This is a genomic window from Anaerococcus porci (assembly GCF_009696575.1).
Classification (GTDB): domain Bacteria; phylum Bacillota; class Clostridia; order Tissierellales; family Peptoniphilaceae; genus Anaerococcus; species Anaerococcus porci.
The window spans coordinates 16,527-33,853 of the sequence record NZ_VULQ01000010.1; the positions used below are offsets into that span (position 1 = coordinate 16,527).

Sequence of the window (17,327 nt, forward strand, 5' to 3'; positions counted from 1 at the left end):
GGGGAGTTAAGTTATGGATTTAAAGAAAGCGCTTATAGATTTACAATGTGAGATGGTTGCTGAGAGAAACCTTGTAAACCCAAAAGATATTACATGGTTACAATATGATATCTTGTATCAAGTGAATAAAGAAGGAGAATCTCTGCCTTCAGATTTAAGTATTATTCTTGGTGTTTCACGTACTAAGTTGTCAAAGGCTCTTAAAGGTCTAAAATCTATGGGGTATATAGAGCAGTTTCCCAACAAATCCGATGGAAGAGAGTTATACACAAGTTTAACTGATGAAGGCAAGTCTCTTTTAGAGAGTATATCAGAAAAGCATCATTCACTTTATAAAATAGCTTTAGAATTTTTTACAGAAGAAGAGCAGAAAGAGTTTGTTCGTTTATCCGAAATATTATCAAATAACTTGAGAAAGGAAAGGATAGATAAGGATGAATGATGATATAGTTGTAAAAAATGCTAGAACGAATAATTTAAAAAATATATCAGTAAAAATTCCAAAACATAAGATTATTGCGGTGACAGGAGTTTCTGGCTCCGGGAAATCATCCTTTGTCTTTGATACGATTGCAAGTGAATCTCAAAGGCTATTAAAGGAAACTTACTCTTCATACATCCAAAACCTGCTTCCTAAATATAAGAAATCATTAGTAGATTCTATTTCAAATCTCTTGGTTTCTTTGGTGATAAATCAAAAAAGAATTCATGGAAATTCCAGATCAACGGTTAGTACAATTACAGATATATATTCGGATCTAAGACTATTATATTCAAGAATAGCTAAACCATTTATTGGTTATTCTATGAAATATTCTTTTAATAATCCGGAAGGAATGTGTAAAAGGTGTCAAGGGTTAGGAGAAATTAAATTAATTGATATTGATAAATTAATTGATTTTGATAAATCTTTAAATGATAATGCAATCAATTTTCCAACATTTCAAAACGGAGGATGGAGACTTAGCCGATACACGGAATCCGGATATTTTAATAATGACAAAAAAATATCTGGTTATAGTAAGGATGAGTTCGATTTACTCTTGTACTCACCTAAAATCAAACCAACCAATCCAAGCTCAAAGTGGCATAAGACGGCCAAATATTTTGGCGTAATTCCACGAATTATGGAAAGTTTTGTTAATGTAGAGAACCCTCAATACAAAAAGGACTTAGATAAAATCTTAATAACAGAAACTTGCCCGTCTTGTCATGGAACAAGGCTTAATGAAGAAGTTTTAAGTGCAAAAATAAAAAACAAGTCGATAGCAGATTTGACAGATATGGAGGTAAATGATTTATATGATTTTATAGATGCGATTAAAGATGAGTCTGTTCAAGCCATTACTCATGAAATAAAAATGAAATTAAAAAGTCTTTTTCTTGTCGGATTGGACTATTTGAAACTGAATCAAGGAACCAACACTTTGTCAGGGGGAGAATCCCAAAGAATTAAGATGGTTAAATATTTAAACAGCTCTTTGTCAGACATTCTTTATATCTTTGATGAGCCTAGTGTAGGATTACACCCACAGGATATTAGAGGAATAACAAATATTTTTAAAGGACTTAAAAATAAGGGGAACTCTGTACTATTTGTAGATCATGATCCGGACATGATGAAAGAATGCGATCAGATTATAAATTTTGGAGAAGGTGCAGGTACTTGTGGTGGCAATATAACTTTCCAAGGAAGCTACCCGGAGTTATTAAAATCAAATACTATAACAGCCAAGGCTTTATTAAAAGAACATTATATAAATGAAAATAAAAAAGAATTTTCAAGTTATTACGAATTAAATAATGTTTCAAAGCATAATATAAAAAATCTGTCGATAAAAATTCCTAAGAATGCCATCACTCTCATAACAGGAGTAGCAGGATCGGGCAAAAGCACATTAGTAAGAGGAATTTTTAAAAGCAAATATCCGGAATCTACAATATTGGATCAAAGGTTACCGCAAGCAAGCTGTCGTTCGAGTATTGTAACCTACTTGGGAATATATGATGAGATCAGAAAAATCTTCAGTAAAGAAAACGGTGTAGATAAAACTTTCTTTTCCGTCACAGGAAAAGGAGCTTGCCCTGAATGCAAGGGGAAAGGAACTATAAAACTTGACTTAGCATATTTAGGAGATACGGAATACACTTGTGAAAAATGTCAGGGCAAAAGATTTAATGATAAGGCTCTCTCATATTTGTATAGAAACAAAAATATTAGTGAAATTTTTAATTTAACTGTTATAGAGGCAGGGAAAATTTTTTATGACAACCCTAAGATAAACCGAACCATAGAATCATTAATAAAAGCAAACTTATCATATATTAAACTCGGTCAGACATTAGATACCTACTCGGGAGGAGAACTTCAACGATTGAAAATAGCTCAAATGTTGCTAAATAAGACATCGGAAATTATAATCTTGGACGAACCTACCACAGGACTTCATGAATCAGACATAAATAATTTAATGAAACTTATCCATGAATTGGTAAAAGAAGGAAATACATTAATAATCATAGAACATAACTTATCTGTAATAAATCTCGCTGATTGGATTATTGATCTTGGACCTAAGGGTGGAAAACTAGGAGGAAAGCTAATATTTCAAGGATATCCTCTTGATTTTATAAATTGTAATAAGTCTTATACAGCAAAGCATTTAAGGAGATTTGTTAATATTGATTGTAGTTAATATTCCAGTAATATCGAAATTACCTTAATAAAGGTTGGATAATATTAGTAAATAAAATTTATTAAAATCAAACAAAGATGTGAGAGTATATTATTGAAATCTTTGCATGTATAGGTAAGAAGATGAAATTTGATAAGACATGATTTCACTTTAATAAAAAATTATTTATACCTTTTAAAGTTAATTAAGCATTATAAAGAATTGAGACAATATATCAGGTAAATTTTAAGTATTTTCATAAATATCTTCTTCTAATTGAATTAATTGAAACTTCAAGTATATATTATAATATAAGGTAATTATTTATCTTTACTAAGGAGGTAATGAATAATGAAATTATTTAATAACTTAAGGAAGAAATGGGAAAATTATTTAAAAAAATTAGCAAAGGAGAACAAAAAGTCTTTTGGAAATGAAAGGCTAGATTGTTGTTCTATGAATAAAAAAGATAATAAATAGTATTATTATAAGGGGACTGTCGCATAATGAATTAATCGTTCAAAATCATTACAAGATCTTTCATGACAAGTTGGCCTCCTCAAGTGGTAGGCTATTCTCAAATGTCTATGAGTAACTTGTAATGATGAAACGATTGAAATTCATAATTTTGTAACAGCTCCTTTTATTTATATATATTAATTTTAATAGTATATAATAAGTTTTGTTTGATTATTGAAAATTTTATAAAATTAAAATTTTTATCTTAGTTTTTGGATAACTTTATGTAATGAAAAATCATTGATATTTATAAAGATTAGGCAAATATATATTATCAGGATAGTGTTTAATTAATACCAAAAATATAGAGCTATAAAAAATCAATATAATAAAAGTATATTATGATAAATATATGAAGTATTAAGTTAGAATTAGCTACCAATATTTGCTATTATTCTCATCTAATATGGATAAAACAATATAAATTTAATAAGAAAATACTTGAAAAAGCTTTAAATAAGATTAAGAAATTTATAAATAAATAATATAAAGGGAGGATTTTTGAAAAATATAAGTAGAGAAATAATACAAAAGTTTAAAGTTAGTTTTGTGATACTAGGTTCAGATGAAAATGCCTATGGTATTGCTCGTATTCTCAATGATAATTATGGGTTGATATCAACTTTATTTTGTCAAGAGCCTTTAGAAGCGACGAATAATTCTAAGATTTTAGATAGAAAGATAATTAATGATTTTTCTAATGAAGATATATTTGTCAAATCTTTAATAGAATATGCAAAAAAGAATAAAGATAAGAGTCTTTTTCTTATAGCATGTGGAGATGAGTATTCTAAGTTATTATCAAATAATAAAAATGTCCTAATTAAATATTATAAATTTAATACCCCATCAACATATTTAAATGAAAAACTTGAAAATAAGTTGGATTTTTATAAAACTTGTGAAAAAATGGGAATACCATATCCAAATTATAAGATAATCAATGCTAGTAATAATTTAGATAAGCTTGATATGAAGTTTCCACTTATTTTAAAGCCTAATAATTCCATATCTTATGTCAAATTATCTTTTCCAAACAAATATAAGGTATATACTATAAATAATTTAAGTGATTTAAAAGAGACAGTAAAGATAATCTATGATAATGGTTATGACAACGACATGATAGTTCAAGAGTATATTCCAGGAGATAATTCACAACAGGCATCCTTAAATGCGTATTGCGACAAAAATGGAAAGGTCAGAGTGATGGTTTATGGTCAAATTTTAATATCAGATCCTTTGCCATTAAGAATTGGTAATAATGATGCTATATATACTAAAGAATCTAATGAATTATATAAATTTTATAAGAAAATATTAGAAGAACTTTCTTATACTGGATTTGTAAATATTGATCTTAAGTATGATAGTAGGGATAATTTATATAAAGCTTTCGAAATGAATTTAAGATTACCACAAAGTCATTACTTTATGGAAGCAGGTGGTGTAAATGTTCTTGATTTCTACATAAGAGATTTACTTGATTTAGGATTTGAGGAAGATGTTTACTATCACAAAGATACAAATAAAATTTGGTTAAATGCTCATCCTAGTTTACTTAAGAAATATACTGACAAGAAATATAGAAAAACAATAAATAAGCTACTAAAAAATGGTTATGAATTTACTTTAGATAATAAATATGATTTTTCAATTAAAAGAAAGCTTATTTATCTGAGAAAAAAATATGCTAGCATAAAACATTATAAAGAATATTTTAGGGTTGATAAGTAGTTTGTCATCCCTAATTTTTTGGGTAATAATATAAAAAATAGAAATCAAAAGGAGAAATATTATGAGTGGTGAATTAGTTGCTATACAAGATACTTATGGGGAACGATTTCAATATTGTTGGGGATGTGGTAGTAAAAATGAAAAAGGATTGCATATAAAATCTTATCCTAAAGATGAGGGAAATATTTGCTATACTAGGATAAAACCTGATGAAAAATATACAGGAGGAGTTCCACAAAATTTATTTGGTGGAATGATTGCTATGATTTTTGACTGTCATGGAACTGCCTCAGCAGCTTTTTTTAACCATAAGAACAAGGGATTAAGCTTAACTAAAGATACAGTAATAGAAAGATACATTACTGCAAGACTTGAAATAGATTATAAAAAACCAACACCAATGAATGAAGAAATAGAAGTTATATCAAGGCTTGAAGAATTAGGCGATAGAAAGGCAATAGTAAGTATGGAACTTAAAGCAAAGGATGAGATAAGAGCAAAAGCTAAGATTATTGCTGTAAAAGTTAAGGATAATATGTAAAATTTTCAACTTAAAACAATCAATATTGGGACTATATTTTTATGGGGTGTTGAAAAATTATGAATTTCTAACGTTGTATTATTATAAGTTCTTCATAGACAAGTTGAATAAGCTTCCAATTAAGGAGTTCAAATTGTCGTGAAGGAGCTTGTAATGAGTTTGGAACGATAATTCATTCTGCAACATCCCATTTTTAAATTAATTATTTATATTAAAAATTTTGATTATTTTATAACATATTTATGCACTTACAAATAATTATACATTTATCAATATGAATTTGATTTATGACTTTATATTAATTAATATTAATTCTAAACCTTAATATACCTATACAATAAGTATCTAATTTATATTATTACATAAAAATAAATAAATAAAGAAAAATAATTGACAAGCGAATTTTGGAGTGATATAATTTTGAATAAATATTTTATAATATTTAATTTTACATATTGGAGGATAAGTTATGGATGCTTTATATGCATTATTGTTTATACTTATAGTATATACAATAGGAGATATAGTGGCTGTTAAAACTATCAGTATAGTTCCGTCGCTATTTGTATGTTCGGTTATATTTTTGGTAGGATTTTGGATAGGAGTCCCTGAAACGTTATTTCAAGATTCCTTACTATATTCATTAGGTTCATTTTTAATTACATCACTTCTTGTACATATGGGCTCAATGTTAAATATAAATCAGCTAAAGGCACAGTGGAAGACTGTTCTAATATCAGTTGGAGCAATAATAGGTATAGTTGTTCTTTTGCTTATAATAGCTTCACCGATTGTTGGAAAAGAAACAGCTATTGTAGCAGCACCACCAATTTCTGGAGGTTTAATTGCAGGTTTACAAATGGGCGAAAAAGCTGAAGCAATAGGAAGGATGGACCTTAAGTTAATGGCTACCTTACTAGTAGTATTGCAAGGTTTCATTGGATATCCTTTAGCATCATTTTGTTTAAGAAAAGAAGCAAAGTCAATTTTAAAGAAAAAATCAGAGGGTGTAGTTTTTGTAGAAGAAGAAAAGGAAAAAGAAATATCAGAAAAACCTTCTATATTTAAATTAGATGATAAGTATAGATCTGCTAATTACTACTTAGCAAAAACAGTATTTGTAGCTTTTATAGCAACACTTCTCTCAAATTTATTAAAAAATATAAATACAGGTATTTTTACATTAGATGCTCTTTTAAGAATAGATAAGAATGTTATGGCACTTCTATTTGGAATTATAACAGCGGAGACTGGATTCTTAGAAAGAGAACCTTTAGATAAAGCTAATGCATCTGGGCTTGTTATGGCAGCTCTTATGGCTGTAATTTACGGAGGTCTTGCTGGAGCAAAACCTCAAGATATTATAAATATACTTATACCTATAGCAATATGTTTATTTATAGGAACAATAGGAATAGGTATAATGTCAGTAGTTATAGCAAAAGTTTTAAAAGTTGGACCTTGGATGGCATTTGCTATAGGTTCTACAGCTTTATTTGGCTTTCCTGGAACGTTTATTGTTTCAAACGAAGTTGCGGAAGCTATGTCAAATACAAAAGAAGAAAAAGAGTTTATACTTAATCAAGTGTTACCAAAGATGTTAGTAGCTGGTTTTATAACTGTATCTATAGGTTCAGTAATACTTGCAGGCATATTAGGACCAATGCTTACATCAGCATAATAAGGAGAATAAAATGGATATAAGAAAATTAATAAATAAAAACAAAGATTATATAGTAGAGATGAGAAGGTATTTTCATAAAAATCCAGAGTTGTCATTTGAAGAGCATGAGACTACAAAAAAAATAGCTAATGAACTTGAAAAAATGGGGATTTCTTATGAAATACCTAATGAAGAACCGAAAACTGGGGTTATTGGATTAATAGAAGGTGGTAAACCTGGTAAGACAGTAGCTTTAAGGGCAGATATAGACGCATTAAATGTTTGTGAAAAAAATGAAATAGATTATAAGTCTCAAAATGAAGGTAAAATGCATGCTTGTGGTCATGATACACATATTTCTATGCTTTTAGGTGCTGCAAAAATATTAAGTGAAATAAAAGATGAAATTTGTGGTAGAGTATATTTAATATTTCAACCAGCAGAAGAACTTGGACTTGGTGCAAAATACATGATAAGGCAAGGAACATGGTTTGACGAAATTGATTCTATTTATGGATCACATATATGGGTTGGACTTGATGCTGGGAAGATTTCAGTAGAAGCTGGAGATAGGATGGCAGCTGCTGATAAATTCAAAATCAAAATCAAAGGTAAGTCAGGTCATGGCTCATTACCTAATGAAACAGTAGATGCTGTATTAGTTGGTTCAGCTGTAGTACAAAACCTTCAACAACTTGTATCAAGGAATTATTCACCTCTGGATTCTGTAACGGTAACAATAGGCTCATTTCATAGCGGTAATAGATTCAATATTATTGCAGGCGAAGCAGAAATGGAAGGGACAAATAGGTATTTTTCTAAAGAAATTGGGAAAAATATTGAAAATGATATGAACAGGGTAATAAAAGGAATTTGTGATGCTTATGGTGCAGATTATGAGCTTAAATATGATTATATCCTAGGTCCTACAATAAATGATGAAATATCTTCAAGGATTGCTGAAAGAGCGTTAAAGAAAGTGGTAGGAGAAGAGGCAAATCAAAAAATGCAAAAGACAACAGGTGGAGAAGATTTTTGTTTTTACCTCCAAGATAAACCAGGTTGTTTTGGATTTATAGGATGTAGAAATCCTGAAATAGGAGCAGATTATCCACACCATAATGAGAGATTTAATGTAGATGAAAATGTTCTAGCTAATGGAGCAGGAATGTATGCTCAATATGCTATCGAATTTTTAAATGAGAATAATTAATTTATAAAACTCAATTAAGCTAGTCTTAGTTGAGTTTTAAATTGATATATTGATTTATCTAGATAATATAATAAAATAAATAAAAATATATTTGACAAAGATAAAATAATAAGCTAAAATTAAAAACATCATATTAATTTATTACTTTATTAAGATAAAAGGAGAAATAAATGGAAAATATTAAAACGAATGAAAAAAGATTACCAAATTTTTTTGAAGCACTATTACCTATCATAACAATGGTAGGACTTATGATTTATGTTTTTGTTTTTGCTAAAGAGAATGTAGATGGAGATTTAAAGCAAATTTATGATGGTGCTCATATGCCTCTAATATGTGGAATTATAGTTGCTTGTTTTGTGGGCATATTTTGTGGTAATTCATTTAAAGATATGCTTTCAGGAATGATTGCAAGAATTAACACTACTCTTGATGCTATATTGATTTTACTTACAGTAGGTTTATTGATTTCATCATTTATGATATCAGGAACTATACCAGCCCTTATTTATTATGGACTTGAGCTTTTAAATCCTGTATTGTTTTTACCTATAGGTTGTATTATTACAGCTATTGTAAGTTTATGTTGTGGATCTTCATGGACAGCTACAGCAACTATTGGTATAGCCTTTATGACTATAGGAAGGGGACTTGGAATAAATCCTGCTATAACAGCTGGAATGGTTATATCAGGTGCTTATATCGGAGATAAATTCTCTCCTTTATCAGATACTACAAATCTTGCTGCTGGAGTAAGTAAGACAGGCTTGTTTGATCATGTTAGTGCAATGGTGTCAACAACAGGTCCTGTATTCGTTATATCCCTTATTCTTTATACTTTCTTAGGATTTAACGCTAATTTAGAAAATTATGATCCTAGTATAGCTGATGGTATAAAGATATCACTTCAAAATAATTTTAATTTAAATCCTTTAGTTTTATTACCGATTCTTATAATTATTTTAGTATGTGTGTTAAGAATAGAAGGACTTGCAGGGGTTATGATTACAGTTTTTGTGGGACTTGTATTTGCTCAGATTTTTCAACAACAAAGATCTTTAGCAGAAATATTTGCTATACTCCACTATGGTCCTGATATTGCTACAGGTAATGAATATGTTGATGCAGCTCTTTCAAAAGGTGGAATGGATAATCAAATGTGGACTATAAACTTAATTTTACTAGCAGTATCATTTGGTGGAGCTTTAGAAAAGGCAGGAATAATTGAAAAATTATTTGCTCACTTAAAAGAGAAGATAAATTCTGTAGCAGGTCTTGTATTTACTACTATGGCAACATCAATATTTTGTGATGCTACAATGTGTGATCAATTTTTAGGAATAGGAATACCTGCACCACTTTATGAAGACAAATATGACGAGCTAGGACTAGGAAGGAATATGATGTCTAGAACTCTTGAAGATGCTGGTACCTTATGGGCTGTAATGTTTCCTTGGACTGCATGTGGAGCTTATCAAATGAAAACACTAGGAATTAATCCAATATACTTTTTCCCATTTGCCTTTGTAAATCTTCTATCACCAATATATGCATTATTAACAGCTTATTTTAAAAGAAATATATTTTGGGCTGATGGATCTTATACTAATATATTTGGAAAGACTAAGATGAAAAAGAAGGCACAAGCTCCAAAAGAAGTAGAAGAATATGCAATAAGTCAATTAAATAAACAAAGAAGTGAAGGCAAGGTGCCACAAATATCTTAAAAAAGATATAAAAAGAATACTAGATTATAAACGAACTGACCATAGAAGTTGGACTTAAAAATCAAACTAATAAGGTCAGTTTTTTAATATTTAAAAAGAGTAGTAAATTTAAAAAAGAGAGTATATCCTAGGATTATTTTTACTATAAGCAAAACGGACAATAGTAGCAAAGATAGTAATAAACTAAGTCTGCTATTATTGTCCATTAAAAATTTGACAGCTTTTTCTATTTATATAAATCAGCTTGAGTTTTAAACATTTTTTCATAAAGACCCTTGTTATTAATAAGATCTTTATGGCTTCCACTTTCAACTATTTTTTTATCATCACATACTATTATTCTATCAGCATACTTGGTTGAAGATAGCCTATGAGATATAAAAAGTGAAGTTTGACCCTTTGATATTTGAAGCATTTTTTTAAAAATTTCCTCTTCGCTTCTTGGATCTAAGGCACTCGTTGGCTCATCCATTATAAAAAATTTTCCTTCATGAACCATTGACCTAGATAAAGCAAGTTTTTGTCCTATACCTCCAGATGGTTCCACTGACTTATCTGAAAAAAGGTAGGTAAGGTAGGTGTCTGAACCTTCAACTTGTTTATCTATCCACTTATCAATATTTATTAATTTAAAAGATTTATCCATCTTAGCTCTTTCGTTTTTGTCAATATTATCTAAGAGTTTAGAGTTTATATTTTCACTAATCCTAAAAGGAAATAGCCTAAAATCTTGAAATGTAGGGGATAATATCTTATAGTAGGTTTGTGTATCTATATCCTTAATATTGATATCATTTAGGTATATAGCACCATCTGTGGGTTCATAAAACTTACATAGAAGTTTTACAATGGTAGACTTACCTGCTCCATTTTTTCCAACTAAGGCAACAGTCTCACCATTATCAATTTCAAACGATGTATGTCTTAGAACATAATTTTCACTTTTTGGATATTTGAAAGAAACATCATCAAAGCTTATTTTGACTTGAGATAAGTCTATATCTTTAACATCTCCCTTATCAAGGAGTCCTTCTTCTAAGTCTAAAAAATCAAAGTAAGTTTTAAGTTGGCTATTTAAAGATATAATTTTAGCATATTTTTGTAATATTAAGTTGACTGCATTTATCATTTGAACAAGAGAGTTGAAATAAAGGGTGAAATTAGCAAGACTAATAGCATCTGATACTAATTTATAAGTCATATAAATTAAAGTAGATACTATAGAAAGGTTAGAGAAGATATTCATAATCCCTGTATATATACCATTTTTATTAAAGTATTCAGTTGATGTTCTTACCATTCCATCTTGGAATTTACCTGCTTTTTTCAAAACTAATTCTTGTGCTTCGTATGTTTCTACATCTTTAAAGTACCTATGATCAGATGAAAAATTTAGAAAAAATCTATATGCTCTTATTTGAGGAGCGTTATTTTCTTGATATTTCAATTCATTTGCCTTTATTTTTTCTACTATATTTTTATTAATAAAATACAAAAATACAATTATTAAAGCTACAAATGGATTTAGGCTTAGCAAAACAAATAAAGAAAATATACCAGTTATAGTAGTAGATAAGATTATTACTAAAAAGTCATAAAATTCATACATCTCAAATATAGCATAGTGAGCCTTCTCCATCATGTCTTGAACATTTTTAGAATCGGACTTTTCTATAGGTAGTCTAAGTGACTTTTCACTTAACTTAAATAGCAATACATCAATAGTACCTTCAAAAATTAGTGAGACTGTATTTGTTAATATCCTTGATATAATTTGTTTAAAAAAGTCAGATACTAAGACTAGTCCACCTATAAAGAGTATATAGGATAATCTTTTATTTCCCATTAATTCTTCTATAATAAGTTTTGGTGCGATAATATATAAGAGTGGGATTAAACCCAAAATTATATTCAGTAACATAATCCTTAAGCTAAAATGAGGATATATCTTATCTATTTCTTTAAATAATTTTATAATATTTTTCATTATAAGACCTCCTTATAATTTTTTGCTTGAAGATTATATAAATCTCTATATTCGTCATTTTTTTGCATAAGTTCTTCATGACTTCCACTTGCAAGTATTTCTCCATCTTTCATATAGATTATTCTGTCACAAAACTTTGTAGAAGCTAGTCTATGAGATATAAAAATAGAAGATTTATTTTTTACTAAAGTATGGTAGAGCTGATACAATTCTCTTTCATTTAAGGCATCAAGTTGGGCTGTAGGTTCATCTAATATTAAGATTTTTGTTTTCTCCTTTGCTATAGCTCTTGCCAGAAACAATCTTTGCTTTTGACCACCAGATAAATCTACTCCATTGTCATCTAGTATTCTTAAAAGTGTTTGATTTTCTCCTTGCTTATAAGTATCAATGATTTCATCTAGATGAGTCATTTTATAAATTGCATCTAGATTTTTATTTGAATCTTTGAGTAAAATATTTTCTCTTATGGAAAAAGGAAAAAGACTAGAGTCTTGAAAAACTGATGATATTAGTTTGTTATAGTTAATATCAAGATCTTGCAAATTTTTACCATTAAATAAAATTCTACCTTTACTTGGTTTATAAAATCCTGCCAAAAGCATAGCAAGAGTTGATTTTCCAGCGCCATTTTCTCCTACAAGAGCTATGGATTCATTGTTTTTTATTGTAAGATTTAAATTTTTAAGTATGTAATCATCAGATTCGGGATACTTAAAATATACACTATCAAATCTTATCTCTAATTTTTCTGGGTAAAATTCTTCTCCCTTTTCCTTCTCAACCTTTATTATTTCAAAGAATGGTTTAAAGATACTATAGCTATAAGAAAGATCTGAGAAAATCCACATAGACATTGTGTTAAAATTTATAAAGGCAAATACTGCTGTAAAATATACATAGAAATCACCTATATCAATTGTTCCCTTAATTAAACTTGTAGAAAGCCAATATATGATAATAGCATCTCTAATAAGGTTTATAAATTTAGCTAAAGAAAAAACTGTTGTAGCCTTTTTATTGGTTCGTGCATAATCATCTATCCTATTATAGTGTGTATTCATATAATATGAGCTAAATAATTTTGTAATATCAAAAATTAATATATCCTGTTTAGATAGGGGAGATCTCATCTCATTATTAACTTTTGCAAATCTGTTCCAATTTGCTGAATTAGAAGTCCAATATGAGTCATATATTTTTGGAACCTTACTTAGGATAAAACTTGTAATAATGGTCAAGATTAAAGTTGTCATTACAACTAAAAAATCCATTCTTAGAAATATCCATATAAAACCTGTCAAAGAAATCATTTGAGCTAAGAACTCAGGAAGGGTCATCATAAGGCCACCAGCACCATTAAATGGACTTTCTACAGCCTTTGTAGCGTTATTTATTTTTTCAGATTCTTCTTTATCTTTTTTTAAAGCATAAGGCAGGTATAGGGAATATTCAGTAACCATGTTCATTAACTTATAGCGAACATTATTCATTTTCATACGGTAGTTACCCATAACAAATGAATCAAAAAATGAAACTAAAGTTGAAATAAAAATTAAACCTATAAAGAAAATTGCTAAAAACTTTGGATTAGACTTGTAATTTTTTATTATATAGGCAGGTGAAATAATCCATAAGAAAGGTTTTAGACCTATAAATATGGCATAAATTAATGTTAAAACAAACATAGATGGCTCAAACTGGGCCATTTTTTTAAATAAATACTTAATCTCTTTCATATAAAGCCAATAACTGGCATCCTCCTTGTATTAGTAAGTCAAGGAGATTTTCCTTACTTACATTTTTTTAGTAGCAAACCTCAATCTGTGTGTATTATAATAATTCATTTTTTTCTCCTTTCATTGTTTGTTAATTATAATAATATCAATTTAATTGTATTTGGTCAATTAAAAAAGGTAATGTTACAAAATTGTGAATTTCTAATGCTCTATAATTACAAGTTACTTATTTACAAATTGAGAATAGCCTGCTGCTTTGGGATGTCAAATTGTCGTGGAGGAACTTGTAATTATTTTTCAATTATTAATCTATTTGCAACAGTACCTTTAAATCAATCCTCAAGTATTGCTATAGCACACTTAAGTCCATCAAGAGCAGATGATATTATCCCACCAGCATATCCTGCTCCTTCTCCAATTGGTCTTAAATTATTATATTTTAAAGTTCTGTAGTCGTTTTTTCTTTCTATTCTTATAGGAGATGAAGTTCTTGTTTCAACCCCAGTAAGAATTGCATCAGCTTGGGAAAAGGCATCAATCTTTTTAGAAAAGTTTTTTAAGGCAAGTTTTATAGAATCATTTATTTTTTTAGGGTAGATTTTATTTAGGTCAGAAAACTTGAAACTTGGACTATAAGATGGTTTGATTTTTCCTATTTTACTAGTAACTTTTCCATTGAGATAATCATCTACTCTTTGAACTGGAGCAGAATAATTTCCTCCACCAAGCCTATATGCTTTCTCTTCAATTTCTCTTTGAAATTTAATTCCAGAAAGATTACCATTACCCAAAATATCTTCTCCTATAGTACAAACTATGGCAGAATTTGCATTTGAATTACTTCTATCATGATAGCTCATTCCATTTACACAAAGTTTATTTTCCTCACTAGATGCGGCTACTACGAAACCTCCTGGGCACATACAAAATGTATAGACAGATATATTATTTTTTTTATCGAAAAATTTTAGTGCATAGGATGCTTGAGGAAGTCTTTTATCCTTAATTTTATATTGACTAAGATTTATATCCTCTTGTAAGTGCTCTATTCTGAAACCTACAGCAAAGTTTTTTTGACTTATATCTATATACTTATCCAGCATTATGAAAGTATCTCTTGATGAGTTTCCTAGAGCAAGTATATATTCATCTGCCTTATATTCATTTTTATCAGTAAGTAAAGATTTTATTTTTTTATTATGAATATTTAAGTCAACGAATTTTTCATTAAAATGAAACTCTCCACCCATCTCTATTATTTTTTTTCTAATATTAATTATAACTTTCCTTAAAAGATCTGTTCCAATATGGGGCATTTGTGTATAGATGATATCTTCGGGTGCTCCATTTTCTACCAAAATTCTAAAAATTTCAACAGATCTCTTATCTTTAGACCTTGATGTAAGTTTACCATCAGAAAAAGTTCCGGCTCCACCTTCTCCAAATTGAATATTTGATTCTGGATTAAGAGTTTGTGTTTTTATAAACTTATCTATTGATTTAACCCTATCTTCTATTTTTTCTCCTCTTTCAATTAAATGAACCTTTACTCCATGTTTGGCTAAAGTATAGGAACAAAACAAGCCTGCAGGTCCCGACCCGACAACTACAGCATTCTTAACTTTATTTTTATTTTCTATATTAAGTTCTTCCTCACTAAATTCTGCAATATCATTTCTTAATCTTTTTATAGTTTTTTTATCTATTACTGTATCAATTAAAACTTGATACACATAAAAAATACCACGTCTAGCATCAATAGATTTTTTATATATTTTATAAGAATTAATTTTTCTATCAATCTTATTTTCTATAGCATTTTTCAAATCTAATTCATTGCCATCATATGGAATTTTTATATTTCTTAAAATATACATAGTCCATCCTTTCCATATTAATTTTATCAGAAAAAAATAATATACGAAATAGAGTGGATTTACTAATATAAATTTTATTAAAGTATTGAAATATATGATAAAAATATAATATATAAAAAAATCAATTAATTTTATCTTGACAAAAATTTTCATACTTGGTAGAATACATTAAAATAAAGGCTATGAAAAGTGAGTATACTTATCTGATACTTTAAGAGAGTCTTCGTGTGGTGTAAGAAGACAGGGAGGATAGGTAGAAAAGGAACTTGGAGCTTACATTTCGATATTTAGATTTGTACGGTTATGCGTTATAGTAAGAGGTATAGAAATATATGAATTTGGGTGGTACCACGGCTTTCGTCCCTTTTAGGGACGATTTTTTTATTTATTTTTAAACCTAAGTAATATATTAAAAAAGGAGATAAAGATGAAAAATAATAAATTTAAGAAAGTAGCTCTTGCTTATTCAGGTGGTCTAGATACATCTATAATTATTCCTTGGCTTAAGGAAAATTATGGCTGTGAAGTTATAGCGGTTGTTGGAAATGTTGGACAAACTAAAGAACTTGAAGGTTTAAAGGAAAAAGCAATAAAGACAGGAGCATCTAAGATATATATCGAGGATTTAGTAGATGAATATGTGGAAGATTTCGTATTTCCAACTCTTAAAGCTGGTGCAAAATATGAAAAAAATTATCTTCTAGGTACTGCTACTGCTAGACCTTTAATTGCTAAAGCTTTGGTTGATATTGCAATAAAAGAAAATTGTGATGCAATTTGTCATGGTTGCACTGGTAAGGGCAATGATCAAATAAGATTTGAAATGGCCATTAAACATTTTGCACCATATATGCCAATTATAGCACCTTGGAGGATATGGGATATTGAATCTAGGGAAGAAGAAATAGATTATGCAGAAAGTCATAATATTCCACTAAAAATAAGTAGGGAAACAAATTACTCAAAAGACTTAAATATCATGCATTTATCACATGAAGGACTTGACTTAGAAGATCCTCAAAATATGCCAGACTATGATAAAATTTTAGAACTATCTGTTTCACCTTTTAAGGCAAAAGATGAAAAAATCGAGATAGAAATTGATTTTGAAAAAGCTAAAGCAATTGCTATTAATGGTAAAAAAATGAAGGCAAGCGAGATTCTTTCATACCTTAATAAGATTGGTGGACAAGCAGGAATAGGAATTGATGATATAGTCGAAAATCGTCTAGTTGGGATGAAAAGTCGTGGAGTTTATGAAAATGCAGGTGGAGCAATTTTATATAAGGCTTTAGAAATCCTAGAGTCAATTACTATGGATAAGGACTCATCACATCTAAAAGAACATTTGGCAATAAAATTTGGTGAGTTAGTTTATGATGGCAAGTGGTATTCAAATTCTTTACAAGCACTTCTTAAATTTATGGATAAGATTACAGAAAATGTAAGTGGTAAGGTTAAATTATTGCTTTATAAGGGAAATATAATTCCAGCAGGTGTAAGTTCAAATAATTCTTTATATAGTAAAAAACTCGCTTCATTTGGTGATGAAGGAAAAGACCTATATTCACATAAAGATGCAGAAGGTTTTATTAAGTTATATTCCTTATCAACCCTTGTAGAAGCAAAAGTAAAAGAAGGAGATTAGT

12 protein-coding genes and 1 other annotated feature are annotated in these 17,327 nt (G+C 28.8%); of the genes, 9 read left to right on the forward strand and 3 right to left on the reverse strand.

All coding sequences use genetic code 11. The features are described from left to right. Nucleotides 1-13 precede the first annotated feature (13 nt). From FYJ26_RS08080 to nhaC, 8 genes are all read left to right on the forward strand, one after another. Entirely contained in the window at nucleotides 14-442 is a 429-nt protein-coding gene (locus FYJ26_RS08080) for a MarR family winged helix-turn-helix transcriptional regulator (protein ID WP_154541359.1), read from the forward strand. Next, nucleotides 435-2,696: an ATP-binding cassette domain-containing protein gene (locus tag FYJ26_RS11350; protein WP_154541361.1), complete on the forward strand. Its 2,262-nt coding sequence runs from the start codon at nucleotides 435-437 to the stop codon at nucleotides 2,694-2,696. The genes FYJ26_RS08080 and FYJ26_RS11350 overlap by 8 nt, the downstream gene beginning before the upstream one ends. Nucleotides 2,697-3,026: 330 nt before the next feature. Beyond that, nucleotides 3,027-3,155 carry an LDCC motif putative metal-binding protein gene (locus tag FYJ26_RS11250; RefSeq protein ID WP_268234523.1) on the forward strand — a complete coding sequence of 43 codons (129 nt, stop codon included), beginning with the start codon at nucleotides 3,027-3,029 and terminating at the stop codon, nucleotides 3,153-3,155. Between the two features lie 540 nt (nucleotides 3,156-3,695). After that, complete coding sequence (locus FYJ26_RS08090; protein ID WP_154541363.1) at nucleotides 3,696-4,931, forward strand: carboxylate--amine ligase; 1,236 nt, start codon at nucleotides 3,696-3,698, stop codon at nucleotides 4,929-4,931. A gap of 61 nt (nucleotides 4,932-4,992) precedes the next feature. Then, nucleotides 4,993-5,472: a hotdog domain-containing protein gene (locus tag FYJ26_RS08095; RefSeq protein ID WP_154541365.1), complete on the forward strand. Its 480-nt coding sequence runs from the start codon at nucleotides 4,993-4,995 to the stop codon at nucleotides 5,470-5,472. Nucleotides 5,473-5,941: 469 nt separating this feature from the next. Beyond that, the gene (locus FYJ26_RS08100; RefSeq protein WP_154541366.1) at nucleotides 5,942-7,153 is read left to right on the forward strand and encodes a hypothetical protein; all 1,212 of its coding nucleotides are present in this window, start codon (nucleotides 5,942-5,944) and stop codon (nucleotides 7,151-7,153) included. Nucleotides 7,154-7,166: 13 nt separating this feature from the next. Then, a complete protein-coding gene (locus tag FYJ26_RS08105; RefSeq protein ID WP_154541368.1) occupies nucleotides 7,167-8,348 on the forward strand; it encodes a M20 metallopeptidase family protein in 1,182 nt (393 codons plus the stop codon). A gap of 170 nt (nucleotides 8,349-8,518) precedes the next feature. Beyond that, a complete protein-coding gene (nhaC, locus tag FYJ26_RS08110) occupies nucleotides 8,519-10,075 on the forward strand; it encodes a Na+/H+ antiporter NhaC (RefSeq protein WP_154541370.1) in 1,557 nt (518 codons plus the stop codon). Nucleotides 10,076-10,301: 226 nt separating this feature from the next. On the opposite strand, the gene FYJ26_RS08115 is transcribed toward nhaC, so the two are convergent. From FYJ26_RS08115 to FYJ26_RS08125, 3 genes are all read right to left on the reverse strand, one after another. Further along, nucleotides 10,302-12,062, reverse strand: coding sequence for an ABC transporter ATP-binding protein (locus tag FYJ26_RS08115; protein WP_154541372.1), 1,761 nt, complete (start codon nucleotides 12,060-12,062; stop codon nucleotides 10,302-10,304). Next, complete coding sequence (locus FYJ26_RS08120) at nucleotides 12,062-13,801, reverse strand: ABC transporter ATP-binding protein (protein ID WP_154541374.1); 1,740 nt, start codon at nucleotides 13,799-13,801, stop codon at nucleotides 12,062-12,064. Before FYJ26_RS08120 ends, FYJ26_RS08115 begins: the two co-directional genes overlap by 1 nt. 332 nt (nucleotides 13,802-14,133) lie before the next feature. Continuing rightward, nucleotides 14,134-15,678 (reverse strand): NAD(P)/FAD-dependent oxidoreductase, encoded by a 1,545-nt coding sequence (locus FYJ26_RS08125; protein ID WP_154541376.1) that lies wholly within the window; start codon nucleotides 15,676-15,678, stop codon nucleotides 14,134-14,136. 173 nt (nucleotides 15,679-15,851) lie between these two features. Beyond that, nucleotides 15,852-16,046: a binding site (T-box leader), on the forward strand. A 59-nt stretch (nucleotides 16,047-16,105) separates the two neighbouring features. On the opposite strand from FYJ26_RS08125, the gene FYJ26_RS08130 reads away from it, so the two are divergent. Beyond that, nucleotides 16,106-17,326 carry an argininosuccinate synthase gene (locus FYJ26_RS08130; RefSeq protein ID WP_154541378.1) on the forward strand — a complete coding sequence of 407 codons (1,221 nt, stop codon included), beginning with the start codon at nucleotides 16,106-16,108 and terminating at the stop codon, nucleotides 17,324-17,326. Nucleotide 17,327 lies beyond the last annotated feature (1 nt).

Coding starts and splice junctions, on each gene's coding strand:
- FYJ26_RS08080 (WP_154541359.1), top strand. CDS start 14: ATGGATTTAAAGAAAGCGCTTATAGATTTACAATGTGAGATGGTTGCT.
- FYJ26_RS11350 (WP_154541361.1), top strand. CDS start 435: ATGAATGATGATATAGTTGTAAAAAATGCTAGAACGAATAATTTAAAA.
- FYJ26_RS11250 (WP_268234523.1), top strand. CDS start 3,027: ATGAAATTATTTAATAACTTAAGGAAGAAATGGGAAAATTATTTAAAA.
- FYJ26_RS08095 (WP_154541365.1), top strand. CDS start 4,993: ATGAGTGGTGAATTAGTTGCTATACAAGATACTTATGGGGAACGATTT.
- FYJ26_RS08100 (WP_154541366.1), top strand. CDS start 5,942: ATGGATGCTTTATATGCATTATTGTTTATACTTATAGTATATACAATA.
- FYJ26_RS08105 (WP_154541368.1), top strand. CDS start 7,167: ATGGATATAAGAAAATTAATAAATAAAAACAAAGATTATATAGTAGAG.
- nhaC (WP_154541370.1), top strand. CDS start 8,519: ATGGAAAATATTAAAACGAATGAAAAAAGATTACCAAATTTTTTTGAA.
- FYJ26_RS08115 (WP_154541372.1), bottom strand. CDS start 12,062: ATGAAAAATATTATAAAATTATTTAAAGAAATAGATAAGATATATCCT.
- FYJ26_RS08120 (WP_154541374.1), bottom strand. CDS start 13,801: ATGAAAGAGATTAAGTATTTATTTAAAAAAATGGCCCAGTTTGAGCCA.
- FYJ26_RS08125 (WP_154541376.1), bottom strand. CDS start 15,678: ATGTATATTTTAAGAAATATAAAAATTCCATATGATGGCAATGAATTA.
- FYJ26_RS08130 (WP_154541378.1), top strand. CDS start 16,106: ATGAAAAATAATAAATTTAAGAAAGTAGCTCTTGCTTATTCAGGTGGT.